At 44.4% G+C, this 13731-nt stretch carries 9 protein-coding genes; 5 read left to right on the top strand and 4 right to left on the bottom strand.

The annotated features are described in order from the left end of the window. Window positions 1-7 precede the first annotated feature (7 nt). Window positions 8-301, bottom strand: coding sequence for a hypothetical protein (locus NDI35_RS07735; RefSeq protein ID WP_445312214.1), 294 nt, complete (start codon window positions 299-301; stop codon window positions 8-10). Window positions 302-455: 154 nt separating this feature from the next. On the opposite strand from NDI35_RS07735, the gene NDI35_RS07730 reads away from it, so the two are divergent. Next, window positions 456-5855 (top strand): AAA family ATPase, encoded by a 5400-nt coding sequence (locus NDI35_RS07730; protein ID WP_445312213.1) that lies wholly within the window; start codon window positions 456-458, stop codon window positions 5853-5855. A 109-nt stretch (window positions 5856-5964) separates the two neighbouring features. Here the strand turns inward: NDI35_RS07730 and NDI35_RS07725 are convergent, their stop codons facing one another. Beyond that, entirely contained in the window at window positions 5965-6120 is a 156-nt protein-coding gene (locus tag NDI35_RS07725) for a lipocalin-like domain-containing protein (protein ID WP_445312295.1), read from the bottom strand. 12 nt (window positions 6121-6132) lie between these two features. Between NDI35_RS07725 and NDI35_RS07720 the strand changes: the two genes are divergently transcribed. Next, window positions 6133-6456 (top strand): hypothetical protein, encoded by a 324-nt coding sequence (locus NDI35_RS07720; RefSeq protein WP_445312212.1) that lies wholly within the window; start codon window positions 6133-6135, stop codon window positions 6454-6456. Between the two features lie 388 nt (window positions 6457-6844). Here NDI35_RS07720 and NDI35_RS07715 read toward each other — a convergent pair whose 3' ends face one another. Next, on the bottom strand, window positions 6845-8497 hold the full coding sequence (locus NDI35_RS07715) for an NAD(P)H-hydrate dehydratase (RefSeq protein WP_445312211.1): 1653 nt from the start codon (window positions 8495-8497) through the stop codon (window positions 6845-6847). A gap of 115 nt (window positions 8498-8612) precedes the next feature. Between NDI35_RS07715 and mnmA the strand changes: the two genes are divergently transcribed. Then, window positions 8613-9704, top strand: a complete 1092-nt coding sequence (mnmA, locus tag NDI35_RS07710; RefSeq protein ID WP_445312210.1) for a tRNA 2-thiouridine(34) synthase MnmA — start codon at window positions 8613-8615, stop codon at window positions 9702-9704. A 269-nt stretch (window positions 9705-9973) separates the two neighbouring features. On the opposite strand, the gene NDI35_RS07705 is transcribed toward mnmA, so the two are convergent. Continuing rightward, complete coding sequence (locus tag NDI35_RS07705; RefSeq protein WP_445312209.1) at window positions 9974-10549, bottom strand: DUF8738 domain-containing protein; 576 nt, start codon at window positions 10547-10549, stop codon at window positions 9974-9976. 526 nt (window positions 10550-11075) lie between these two features. On the opposite strand from NDI35_RS07705, the gene NDI35_RS07700 reads away from it, so the two are divergent. Together NDI35_RS07700 and NDI35_RS07695 are read left to right on the top strand one after the other, a co-directional pair. Continuing rightward, window positions 11076-13049 carry a SpoIIE family protein phosphatase gene (locus NDI35_RS07700; protein WP_445312208.1) on the top strand — a complete coding sequence of 658 codons (1974 nt, stop codon included), beginning with the start codon at window positions 11076-11078 and terminating at the stop codon, window positions 13047-13049. A 77-nt stretch (window positions 13050-13126) separates the two neighbouring features. Beyond that, window positions 13127-13705 carry a slr1658 family protein gene (locus NDI35_RS07695; RefSeq protein ID WP_445312207.1) on the top strand — a complete coding sequence of 193 codons (579 nt, stop codon included), beginning with the start codon at window positions 13127-13129 and terminating at the stop codon, window positions 13703-13705. The last annotated feature ends 26 nt before the right edge of the window (window positions 13706-13731 follow it).

Below are 13731 nucleotides of genomic sequence, written 5' to 3'. Positions count from 1 at the left end.
CCACGGCTCATATATGCCGTAATACTTCAAGCCGAGGGTCAGTTCCAGCCACACAATTCTCATCGACGAGCCGCACTTTGTAGGGAGGTAATAATTTTGGTGCAGAGCCTCCAGTAAATTCTCTTATGGATGCCATCGCCACTGCTGTTTCCCAAATAATTGCTACACTTTCTATCGGTTCTACATCATTTAATTTGTCATAAATTGCGCTACAACTGACATCTAATTGTTGCGCTCTGGCTCGATAAGTCGCGTTGACTGATGGGTATATTCCACAGACTACCCGACTAATTAAATTCACCAAATCCGAAAATAAGAACTGCCTGGTATACTAAACTTGTGCGTGGGCATCAAAGATGCGATCGAGCGCTGCGGGTGCGAAAAGTCCTTCCATCAAACCTTGGGTCATTTGATCCATTTATCATAACACCCCGATTGGGAACCCTTTTTTAACTATGATTACAATACCCGGTTATTCTATCACTACTCAGCTCTACTCTGGTACCAGAACCCAGGTTTATCGCGCTCTTTCTGAAATAAACCAAAAACCTGTGGTCATCAAACTACTTAAGTCTCAGTATCCGACCTTTAATGAACTGGTGCAGTTTCGGAATCAATATACTATTGCTAAAAATCTTGATGTACCGGGAGTGGTCAAACCTTTAAGTCTGGAAAACTACGATCGTGGTCTTGCTATTTTTATGGAAGACAATGGCTGTATTTCCCTCTATGAAGAAATGAAGCAATGGGGGAATGGGGAGGGTATGGGGAGGTGTTCTGATTCCCTCAACGAGTTTTTCCACATCGCCATTCAGATTGCCCAAACCCTAGAAGGACTATATTCATACCGAGTTATTCACAAAGATATCAAGCCCCAGAATATTGTTATTAACCCCCAAACAAAGCAGGTCAACCTAATTGACTTCAGCATTTCCTCCCTCTTACCTAGAGAGAGCCAAGAAATTATTAACCCTAACGTTCTCGAAGGAACGCTGGCTTATATGTCCCCGGAACAAACCGGACGGATGAATCGGGGTATCGACTACCGCACCGACTTCTACTCATTGGGTGTTACCTTCTACGAACTGCTCACCGGGCAACTCCCCTTTGTGTCTGCTGACCCGATGGAGTTAGTCCACTGTCACATTGCCCGCACACCAACTCCCCCAAGCGAGCTTGTACCAGCGATTCCCCAGGTGGTTTCCGATATAGTTATGAAATTGATGGCAAAAACCGCTGAGGAACGCTATCAAAGTGCTTTTGGACTGCGATACGATTTAGAAACCTGTTTACAACAATGGCAAGAAAAAAACAGCATTACACAGTTCACCCTAGGAAGCAGGGACATCACCGAGCGCTTTATTATTCCGGAAAAACTTTATGGTAGAGAAACGGAAGTTGCTACCCTGTTAGCTGCATTTGACCGTGTAAGCGCAGGTACTATTGAAATGATGTTAGTGGCTGGCTTTTCGGGGATTGGCAAGACAGCGGTGGTACATGAAGTCCACAAACCCATTGTTCGGCAACGGGGTTACTTCATTAAAGGAAAGTTCGACCAATTCAAGCGCGATATTCCCTTCTCTGCTTGGGTGCAGGCACTCCAGAATTTGATGCGGCAATTGCTCAGCGAAAGTGCCGATTCTGTGGAGAAGTGGAAAACCAAAATCTTGGAGGCTTTGGGTGAAAATGGTCAGGTCATTATTGATGTCATCCCAGAATTAGAACTGTTGATTGCGGCACAGCCAGAAGTTCCAGAATTGGAAGGAAGTGCCGCCCAAAATCGCTTCAATCTGCTCTTTGAAAAGTTGATCCGGGTGTTCGCAACAATTGAGCATCCCCTCGTCATTTTTTTGGATGACTTGCAGTGGGCAGACTCCGCTTCTCTGAAGTTGATGCAATTGCTGATGAGTGAAACGGAGACAGGCTATTTGTTGTTAATAGGAGCCTATCGGGATAACGAAGTTAATCCAGCACATCCCTTGATGTTGACGTTGGATGAGATTCGGACAGTTTATGCCACAGTCAACCAAATTATTCTAGCACCCCTAGACCAGCCTGCTTTAAACCGCCTGATTGCCGATACCCTGAGTTGTCCCCCCCAATTAGCAATTCCTTTGACAGAACTGGTGTTTGCCAAAACCAAAGGCAACCCATTTTTTGCGACTCAATTCCTCAAATCTTTGCATCAAGAGGCTCTAATCTCCTTTGATTTTAGTGGCGGCTATTGGCAGTGCGACATTGCTCAAGTGAGGGCGCTGGCTGTCAGCGATGATGTAGTTGAGTTTATGGCAATTCAATTACAAAAATTGCCAAATAATACCCAAAATGTGTTGAAACTTGCTGCTTGTATTGGCAACTCTTTTGACTTAGCAACTCTGGCTATTGTACATGAGAAATCTCAAGCAGAGACAGCGCCTGACCTGTGGAGAGCGTTGCAAGAAGGCGTCGTTATTCCGATTACTGAAAGTTACAAGTTCTTTCAGGAGGGAGCCGAATTTAGGGGTCAGAGTTCAGGGGTTAGTAACGAAGAAAAACTGACAACTGACAACGAACAACTGACAGTCCCCTACAAATTTTTGCATGACCGAGTACAGCAAGCGGCATATTTTCTGATTCCCGAAGACCAAAAACAGTCAACCCACCTGAAAATTGGGCAACTACTTTTGACTAATACTCGTCTAGAGGAGCGCGCCGAAAAAATTTTTGATATTGTCAATCAGTTGAATATGGCGGTGGAGTTAATTACCCATCTGACAGAACGAAATGAATTAGCCCAGTTGAATTTAATCGCTGGACGTAAAGCTAAGTCTTCAACGGCTTACGCTGCTGCCAAAAAGTATTTAAGTGTAGGTCTAGAGCTTCTAGCTGCAGATAGCTGGCAAAATCAGTACGAGCTAACATTGGCTCTCTATGACTCAGCTACAGAAATAGCCTACCTGAACGGCGATTTCGATTGGATGGAAAAATTAGTAGAAATTGTACTGCAACAAGCAAAAACAATCTTGGACAAAGTGAAAGTTTATGAGGTAAAAATTCAAAGCAGGATGGCCCAATCGCAACAACTCGAAGCGGTAAAAATTGGGCTACAAGTGCTGGAAATAATGGGAGTTAGCTTACCAGAGTCGCCTACACCTTTGGACATTCAACAAGCACTCTCAGAAACAATGGCTTCTTTAAACGGGAAGAGAATGGATGATTTGCTTAATTTGCCTTTGATGAAAGAGCCAGATAAGTTAGCAACCATGGGTATCTTAGCAACTATGGGTTCTCCTACCTATCAAGCTGCGCCAGCACTATTCCCGTTAATTGTATTGTCACAGGTTAATCTTTCTATCAAATATGGCAATTCAATCTTTTCTACCTATGCTTATGTTTGTTACGGGGTAATTTTAAACGGAGTAGTTCTAGACAATGAGTCTGCTTATCAATTTGGTCAATTATCTTTGAGTTTAGTGGAAAAATTAAATGCCTTAGAACTCCAAACTTCAATACTCTTCATAGCTGGCTCGTGTACAGTGCATGGGAAAGTCCATGCCAGGGAAACTCTACCATTTTTACTGAAAGGGTATCAAAATGGACTGGAAAACGGAGATCTACAATATGGCGGCTATGCTGCCATGCAAAAATGTCAACATTCATATTTCATCGGTCAGGAACTAACAGGACTTGAACGAGAGATGGCGAAAACCAGTAATGCTCTTACGCAACTCAAGCAAAGAAACGCCTTAAGTTGGAATCGAGTATTTCACCAGGCAGTCCTTACTTTACTGAAACTCTCTAATAATCAGTGTTCTTTACCGGATGAGATATACAATGAGGAGAAATTGTTATCCCTTCTTAGGGCAGCCAATGACAGAACTGGACTCCACTACTTTTATGTAAACAAACTAATCCTCTGTTATTTGTTTGGAGAGTATCCTCAAGCATTAGAAAATGCTACTCAAGCCCAACAATATTTAGACGGTGTAACAGCATTCCTAGTTGTGCCTGTGTTCCATTTCTACGATTCTCTGGCTCGGCTGGCAGTATATGCTGATGCAGCCGCACCTGAGCAAGAGGGTATTCTCGCCAAAGTACGAGCTAATCAGGAAAAGATGCAAAAGTGGGCGCATAATGCCCCGATGAATCACCTGCATAAATTTTATCTAGTGGAGGCAGAGCGCTATCGGGTTTTGGGTCAATATATGGAGGCAATGGATTATTACGACAAAGCCATAGCCGGAGCAAAAGAAAATGAGTACGTCAACGAAGAAGCCCTCGCCAACGAACTCGCCGCTAAATTATATCTCGGTTGGGGCAAACAAACAATTGCCCAAGCTTATTTAACTAATGCCTACTATGCCTATGCTCGCTGGGGAGCCAGGGCTAAAGTTGAAGATTTAGAACAACGCTATCCCGAACTACTCGCCCCCATTCTTACCCAAAGAATCAATGCAGCCACAGGAGAAACAATTCTCCAGACAATCGGGGGAACCATCTCTTCTACCAGTACGGGTAAGGTATCAGAGTTTCTGGACTTTGCAACAGTAATTAAAGCCTCTCAAGCGCTCTCCGGGGAAGTTGAACTGGATAAGTTACTCTCCAGTTTGATGCAAGTTGCTATTGAGAATGCTGGAGCTGAAAAAGGCTGTCTAATCTTGTCCGAGGCAGGTAAATTGATGATTGAAGCAACGGGAGTCAGCGGCACAACAGAAGCAACAGTACTGCAATCAATTCCTGTTGAACAAAGCCAAGAGATTCCTGTAACTCTGATCAACTATGTCTGCCACACATCTGAAACTTTGGTACTCGACAATGCCAGTGTTGAAAATACGTTTTCTGCCGATCCCTACATCATAGGTACCCAACCTAAATCGGTATTGTGTACCCCAATTATTAACCAAGGTCAATTCCTTGGTATCCTTTACTTGGAAAACAATCTGACCACGAGGGCATTTACTCCGGACAGATTAGAAGTCTTAAACATCTTATCCGCTCAAGCGGCTATCTCCATTGAAAATTCTCGGCTCTATCAAACCCTAGAAGACAAAGTAAAAGAACGTACAGCGCAACTCGCTCAAGCTAATCAGGAAATTACCGCTCTCAACGAACGTCTCAAAGCCGAAAATCTACGCCTTAGTGCTGAGTTAGAGGTAACGCGCAAACTCCAACAGATGATTTTACCTAAACAAGAGGAACTAGATTTAATTGAAGGGTTAGAAATCTCTGGATTTATGGAACCGGCAGATGAAGTCGGCGGCGATTACTACGACGTGTTTTCACAAAATGGTCGAGTCAAAATTAGTATCGGTGATGTCACCGGACATGGTTTGGAAAGTGGGGTAGTAATGCTAATGACCCAAAGCGCTGTCCGAACCCTCCAAGAAAGTAATCAGACCGATCCGGTGCAATTTTTAGATATTCTCAATCGAACAATTTATAGCAACGTCCAACGTATCAACCCCGATAAGAACCTGACGCTTTGCCTACTCGATTACGATCGCGGCACGCTGAGTTTAAGCGGTCAACATGAGGAGGTCATTGTGGTGCGTGCTGGGGGTAAAGTTGAACGGATAGATACGATGAATCTTGGCTTTCCGATTGGCTTAGATGAAGAGATTTCCGACTTCATTGCTCTTGAACAAGTGCAGTTAAACCCAGATGATGTGGTAATGTTATACACCGATGGAATTACGGAAGCAAAAGACATCAATCGCAAGCAATACGGGATTGAGCGGTTATGTGAAGTGGGCAGCCGCAACTCTTCCCTCTCAGCAGAAGAAATTAGACAAGCGGTGATTGAGGATGTGCGGCAGCATATCGGCTCTCAGAAAGTTTTTGATGATATTACTTTGGTGGTGCTCAAACAAAAATAGGTATGTTTAGAGGATGTAGAAAGACCATGCGATCGCTTACGACACGCGTAAAGCCCGCCATACCCCCTCTGTGGAAAGTGCGACGGATGACTGGATCGTAGCAAGGTTTCTATCCCTCGGGTGCGCTAGCCGGAGCCCGCTTCCAAATCAGATAGGCTATCTGCTCCTCACCACCTATCGGTATAAGAGGTGTACTAAATGTTAGCCGATCGTCTTTGAATTCAAAGAAGCGTTCTTGGTCTGTAACAACCCAGTTCGGGAACAGGCTGGCTTTAATATGATGAATAACTTTGTTTTCATTGATTTCATACTGACGATTGTTCTATACCTTTTTAAACCAACTCGTAAGGAAGAAAAAGAGATAACGATTTTGACAAGCCTCCCCTCATCAGAAGCATCCGCAGCAGTTGTTGCACAACTCGATCGCCAGCACCGTAGCGTCGAAAATGTTTTTCAGAGAGTGACCGAGAATTACGAGGGTGAATTTCAAACTTTGGGGTATCCTAAACCTGCATTATTCTCTTTTTGTTTAGCATTGGTTACTTACAATATTTTGGCAACTGTTCGTGCAGTGCACCACGAGTGTGCATGGAGTTGGTAAAATCGAAGCCTGTCTTTCTGACTATTACATTGTTGATGAAATCCAAAACACCTATCGAGGAATGATGATTGCGATTCCTCGGAAAAAATGGGGGGTTTTTGCTTCTTTCTGTCAGCAAGAAGTAGCGGCTGTTTGATTAGAATTGGCTCATAGGGTACGTTTAAAAAGATTCCTCAAACAACCTCGCGCTGCCAAGAAGAATAAACACCCTCCTCAATAGGATCGGCGTCACCGCCATGTCTCAACCGCGAGACTTTTAGCGCAAGCGAGGCAGTCACCAAGACGCGGGCTAGGTGCGCGGTGCACACCCTACAAAATGCAAAGGTGCGCCGTGCCCTACCAAATACAAAGATGCGGGGTACGCGCCCTACCAACTCATGTTGATTGTTTACTCAGCAAATTCTCGCAATGTGGGAATTAAATACTGTGTCAAAGTAAAGGCATCTACTCCTAATTCCGTCCGTTCTTGGGCAGCCATGATTCCGGCTTGAGCGTGCCACCAAGCTGCTGTTGCTGCAACTGATTGGGGGGGGGATTTGCGGGCGATCGCACTTGCTAATAGTCCCCCTAACAAGCCTGTAAGAACGTCGCCGCTGCCGCCTCTGGCGAGGGCTGGGGTGCTTTCGGGATTGAGGTAGGTGATGGTACGTGAAGCGTAGCTATCCCCTAGGGAATCGCCCTCCTCCTTCCAACTTATGCAAACTCTGGCTCCTTTGAGCAATACCGTTGCACCGCAAAGCTGAGCTGCTGCTTGAGTTGCGGCAATTCGATCGTCGCCGGTTTCGTCGGCTAATTCGGGAAATAAACGCTTGAATTCGCCCGGGTGAGGCGTGATAATTGTCAGTGCTGGGCGTTCGGACAAAATCGGGACTGTCCCGAGTTGAGCGAGGATATTTAAACCGTCAGCATCTAACACGAGAGGTCGATCGCTCTCCAGTACAGATTCTACAGCTATTGCCGCTTCCAATGTCAGACCTGGCCCTGCGGCGATCGCATCATAAGAACTCAAATCAATTGCTACTGGCAACTCGCTAATTGCACCGCTTTGAGTTTCGGGACACCCTATAACTAATGCCTCTGGCAACTGACTGCTCAACATCGGTTTAATCGACTCAGGAACAGCAATTGACAGCATTCCGATGCCGCTTGCTCTTGCTCCCAATGCTGCCAAAATTGCTGCTCCGGTGTAGCGGCGGGAACCTGCAATAATTAGTAAGTGACCGTTGGTGTATTTGTGCGAAATTGGCGATCGGGGTAACGGCAAATGCTGAGTTGCCCAGGCTGTTGTAATGCGTTGTATTGCTGGCGTTTCGCCCAATATTGCTGCAATATCTGCTGCCGGAATATCAAAATCAATTAATTCTGAACTGCCGATATATTCTAACGCTCTGTCTTGCAGAAATGCCATTTTCCACAAACCCAAACATAATGTATGTTTGGCCCGAATAGCCGTCCCCAAAACTTCTCCGGTATCTGTATGAATTCCCGATGGAATGTCTATACTTAAAATGGGTATACTTAAATTATTTATTTCGTCAATAGCTGCCGCAGTGGCGTTATTAATTTCTCGTTCTAATCCAAATCCAAATAAACCATCTACAAGCCAATCGCAGTTTTTCAGCGGTTCAATTTTGTCAACAAATCGAATATTTAAACAACGCGCATAATCAGCATGATTTTTCGTGAGTTCTTTGAGTTTAGAAAACGGGCAGTAAATAACTACTTGGAACCCTTGAAAGTGCAATTCGCGGGCAACAACCAAAGCATCGCCACCGTTGTGTCCGGGCCCAACCAATACGCCTATAATTGGCAATTGAGAATTAACAAGATTTTTCCCTCCTTCCCTTTTCCTTCTATCCGTTAAATCCCGTACACTGCCCGTTGCCGAACTTCCTTCCGCTTTCAAAAGCTCCTGAATGCGTCTAGCAATCAGTCCCGCGACTTTTTCCATTAAAGCTGCGACGGGCATTCCAGCAGCAAAGATTCTGGTTTCTATTTGCCGCATTTGGTCGGCGGTGACAACAAATTTTTGAATAGTCATATTAGTGCTAAAATTTCAGCTAACAGCAGCAGTGGCAAGTTGTAGTATGCTTGTGGTATAATAAATTAGCTCGATCGAACTAACTCACAGTAAAATAGCAATTTCTCTCAGAATCATGAACAAGATTGTTGTAGGCCTCTCCGGCGGGGTCGATAGTTCCGCAGCAGCCGCAATTTTACACCATCAGGGATATGAAGTGGTGGGTTTAACGCTGTGGTTGATGAAGGGCAAAGGTCAGTGCTGCTCTGAGGGAATGGTCGATGCAGCTAAAATTTGCGAAGATTTGGGCGTTCCCCACCACATTGTTGACAGCCGCGATGTTTTTCAGGCAAGTATTGTCGATTATTTGGTGGAGGGTTACAGTGCAGGAGTTACGCCTTTGCCTTGTTCGCAGTGCAATAAAACTGTGAAGTTCGGGCCAATGCTTAAGTATGCTCGCGAAGAACTCGGAATTGAAAAAATCGCTACAGGCCATTACGCTCGGATTACTTACGATGCTGCTACGGGTCGCTATCAGTTGCTGCGGGCGATCGACCCTGGGAAAGATCAGTCTTATTTCTTGTATGATTTAACACAGGATTTGTTGGCGGGTACGGAATTTCCTTTGGGGGAAATTACCAAGACAGAAACTCGCAGAATTGCGGCGGAATTTGGCTTGAAAACTGCTGATAAGCCGGAAAGTCAGGATTTGTGCTTGGTGGAAAGTAACGGTTCGATGCGGGCTTTTCTGGATAAGTACATTGCGCCGCAAAAGGGTGACATTGTGGACAAGTCAGGGCGGGTGCTCGGACAGCATGACGGCGTGCACCACTACACCATCGGCCAGCGCAAGGGACTCGGAATTGCTGCACCGGAACCGCTGTACGTGATTGAACTTGATGCTGCTGGCAATCGGGTAATTGTGGGCGATCGACAGTTGGCAGTAGAATCTGAGTGTACTGTCCAGAAAGTGAATTGGGTTTCTGTGGCTGCGCCGACGGCTCCGATTCGGGCTCAGGTACAGATTCGATATCGATCGCACCCCGTCCCCGCTACAATTATTCCTGTGGAACCATCCCAAGCAGAGGAAAAAGCCGGCGGTACAAGAGTTAAGTTGATTTTTGACGAACCGCAGTTGAGCATTACCCCCGGACAAGCGGCCGTTTGGTATGACGGAGATGTGCTGCTGGGCGGCGGCATCATCGAAAGACACCAACTCCCAAATTAAGGCAAGGGGCGGGCTAGAAGCCCACCCCACAAGAAACCACCCACAAAAAAACTCACTCTTTGTGGAACAGGCATCTTGCCTGTTCCCAGAATCTCACCAGAAATTACCCACAAAAAAACTCACTCTTTGTGGAACAGGCATCTTGCCTGTTCCCAGAAGCTCACCCCACCAGAAACTTTCCACAAGAAAATTCACTCTTTGTGGAACAGGCATCTTGCCTGTTCCAAAAGGAAACTTATATTTCATTTCACAGGGGTACATTTACCTACCTAACTTTTTTCCAAACGCAAGATATTTCCCCTAGCATTAGTACGGTAAACCCAAGTTTGCCTACCATCAGAAACCACAACCCGCCAACCTTCGACAATCATTTGACCGCAAATTTCATCCGCTGTCGCTAGCCCTAAACAAGTATTGGGCCAACTTTGTCTGCTCGATTCAGTTACTTTCAACTTGTCAGCAGCAATGCCAGTGGAGTCCGACAACTCTTGGCGAACTGCTGCTGCCACGGTTTCGGGCAATTTGTTCGGGGGATTTTGGCGCGTAGCCTCGGCCAAATTGCCCGGTTCGGAAATTAGAGTATTGAGTGCCAATACCGAATAGCTGATGTTTTGGGGCACCGCGGCTGAGGAAAATTGCTGCGCGGTTTGCTGCTGTTGCTTTTCCAACTGGGCAAGGGAATCTTTGAGAGCGCCCGCGTTAGCAGCAGCGGTGTGTCTTAGCGCCGGATACATTTCCCATACCAGAATTCCTGTCAGCACTAAAGCCAAGATTACAGGATTGGGCTGCTTTTGCTCTCGGTTTTTATTCTTTTGAAATTTATTTTTGGAGATTCTTTTCATCATACGCCCTCTGCCTCACTTTACACAATGCGCGATCGCTCCTGAACACTCAACTGCAGATACTTATTTAGACACTATTGCTGGTGCTACTGGTTCCTTTGTGCAGAACTAACTTGACTGCTGGTGTGGCGCAAGTATTTCCTACTCGCTGCCGGCAGTTGTGTTTCAGGAAACTTGCACTACCCAGTTATCACTTAATTTTTACTTTTTGTCTCGCGGTATTAAGAAAAATTTATGCTTAAGTAAATATTCTTAAAGTCATCTAATTGTGGCCCACAATCTCAGTACGAATGACTTTTCATCGTTCCAAAACTGCTAAAGGTGTTTTAGACTGTGGTAGGCGAGCTGAGCCGACGAGGTGAAAGGGATGCCACAAAACTTGTTGCAACAGGACGAAAACGCATGAGAAATTAAATCAGCTATCTGATTAATTGTATTAGCATTATTGTTTTATAGAGCGATAGTCCCGGAAAATACTTTAGTAGCAAACGTTAGTTTTTTAGTTCAATATTTTTGAAATCTATCGATTATGAGTAGAAAATCCCTGGGAATCCATTTAATGAATCGGTTGAGCTATCCTCAAAAATTTACCCTAATCGGTTTTCTATTTGCAATACCGTTAACCTTAGTCATGTACCTGCTGATTTCCGAAATTAATAGCAGGGTTGATTTTGCCCAAGAAGAAATCTACGGTAATGAATACCTGCGCCCGCTCCGCCAGTTGAGGCAATACATACCGAAACTTCAATTGTTAAATTATCAGCCTTTAAATACAAATTTAAGCCTCCCAGATACGAGAGCAGATTTAGAAGCTAAAATAGATGCGAACTTTCAATCCCTGGTATATACAGATCGCCAGTTAGGGAAAAAATTAGTTTCTAGCGGCTATTTTAATAAAATCTATCACAATTGGCAAAACTTTAAACTTCGTCGCAGCCATTGGAGTAGAGAAACTTACGATTTTGTATATCAAAATTTAACAGACGATATTAATAGATTGAGCGCTCACGTCGGGGACACTTCCAATCTCATATTAGACCCGGATTTAGATACCTATTATTTGATGGATGCTACTTTGCTGAAAATTCCAGAAATGCAAAAAATCTTGTCACAGATTAGACTAATTTCTCAAAAAAACAGCTTGCTTTCCCATGCCCAACCTGAAAAAAGAGCAAAGCTGATTACTTTGGCTGGCAAATTGAGAGAACTTAATCAGGATTTAGCAATTAATATGGAGGTAGGATTTAGCAATAATCGTCACGGCAATCTTCGATCGAAATTAAGCGATAAACTGACAAAATTTAACTCGGTAGTAGATCTCCTAACGGCGCAACTAGATAAACTGATTAATCCCACAGTCGTAGTGGAATATTATGCCTATCTTGATGGAAGCGATAGAGTTCTGGATTCGAGTTTTGAACTATGGGATGAAACTGTTAAGGAATTAGACTTATTGCTGCACAAACGTATAGATAATTTTGTTACAAAAAAAACGACTATTTCTGGTTTTGTGTTAATAACATTAGCAATTGTTGTTTATTTATTTGTATCTTTTTACCGAACCGTTATGCAAACTGTATTTGTCCTAGACGAAGCCTCAAAAAAGATGGCAAGCGGCAATCTCGATCACAAAATTATTTTGGATAACAGAGATGAACTGGGGCAAGTTGTGACTGCGTTTAACAAAATTGCCGATGCCTTAGTTGGTGCTAATCAAGAAATTACTGTTCTCAACGATCGCTTAAAAGCTGAAAATATCCGAATGAGCGCAGAACTAGACGTTACTCGCAAGATTCAGCAGATGCTGCTGCCGAAAGACCGAGAACTCAAGGAAGTTATCGGCTTAGATATTGCGGGATTTATGGAAGCTGCCGATGAAGTAGGCGGCGACTATTACGACGTACTCCAGCACAAAGGTAGAGTGAAAATTGGCATTGGCGACGTGACGGGACACGGATTGGAGAGCGGCGTTTTAATGATTATGGTTCAAACGGCAGTGCGAACTTTGCTCGCCTACAATGAATCAGATCCGGTTAAATTTTTAAGCGCTATTAACAGTGTAATTTACGATAACATCCAGCGGATGAAATGCGACAGAAACGCTACCCTTGCCTTGCTAGACTATCAGCAGGGAATGCTGAAGTTGAGCGGCCAGCACGAAGAAATGATTGTAGTGCGGTCTAACGGTTGTGTAGAGAGGTTTGATACGATCGATTTGGGTTTCCCGATCGGACTGGATGCAGATATTGCTGAATTTGTTGCTGAAACAATTGTGCAGTTGTATTCAGGAGATGTGGTAGTGCTGTACACTGACGGGATTACGGAAGCTAAAAATATGGATAAACTGCTTTATGGTTTAGAGCGGTTAATTAAGGTAATAGAGATTAACTCGCAGCGTTCGGCTGCCGAAATCAGGCACGCTGTAATTAAGGACGTACGATCGCACATCGGCGAACAAAAAGTTTTTGATGACATCACATTGCTGGTACTCAAACAAAAATAAATACTTGGATATCGCTTCTAAAGTTTAAAATATATTCAGTGATCCCCCTCATCTCAAACTTTAGCTCTCACATCGATATGACTCAAATCTTCGGCGATTTCATCGAGCAGTTCGCTAGCCAAGAATACTTAATAGTTGGATTTTCTCCGAGTTCGGTTCCTCTCAAGCAGCGGTGGCGGAACAACGGTTTGTCGGCGGATTTTCTGGCTGACTACCTGACGACTTTTTTTCCGGGCAACCAAGATGAACCCTCGACAATTGAAAGACAAGCTGAAATAAAAAGCGCTGTTAGCTACATTGCCAACGAGTTATTGGAAAATGCCATGAAGTTTAATGATGAAACCTCGGAGTACCCGATCGCTATTAAACTGCAATTAGAGAGCGACGGAGTGATTTTCTCGGTTGCTAACAGCATCTCTCCCCAAGCGGTGGACAAGTTTCAGGCTTACATTCACCAGTTGCTGACCTCGGAGCCAAGCGAACTTTACATTCAGCGGTTGGAAAAAAATGCTGCTGACGAAAGCTCTACCAATTCTGGATTGGGTTTGTTGACCATGCTCACCGATTATACCGCCAAACTTGGCTGGAAATTCCAGACCGTGCAAAAAGACCCGGAAGTAATTGCGGTAACAACTATGGTGCAATTAACAGTATAAGCAACGCTGGCGATCGATAATATCTA

The organism is Microcoleus vaginatus FACHB-2002, from assembly GCF_040004035.1.
Lineage (GTDB): Bacteria > Cyanobacteriota > Cyanobacteriia > Cyanobacteriales > Microcoleaceae > Microcoleus > Microcoleus vaginatus_C.
The sequence above is the reverse complement of the archived record's forward strand: the minus strand, read 5'-3'. Positions and strand labels throughout refer to the sequence as shown.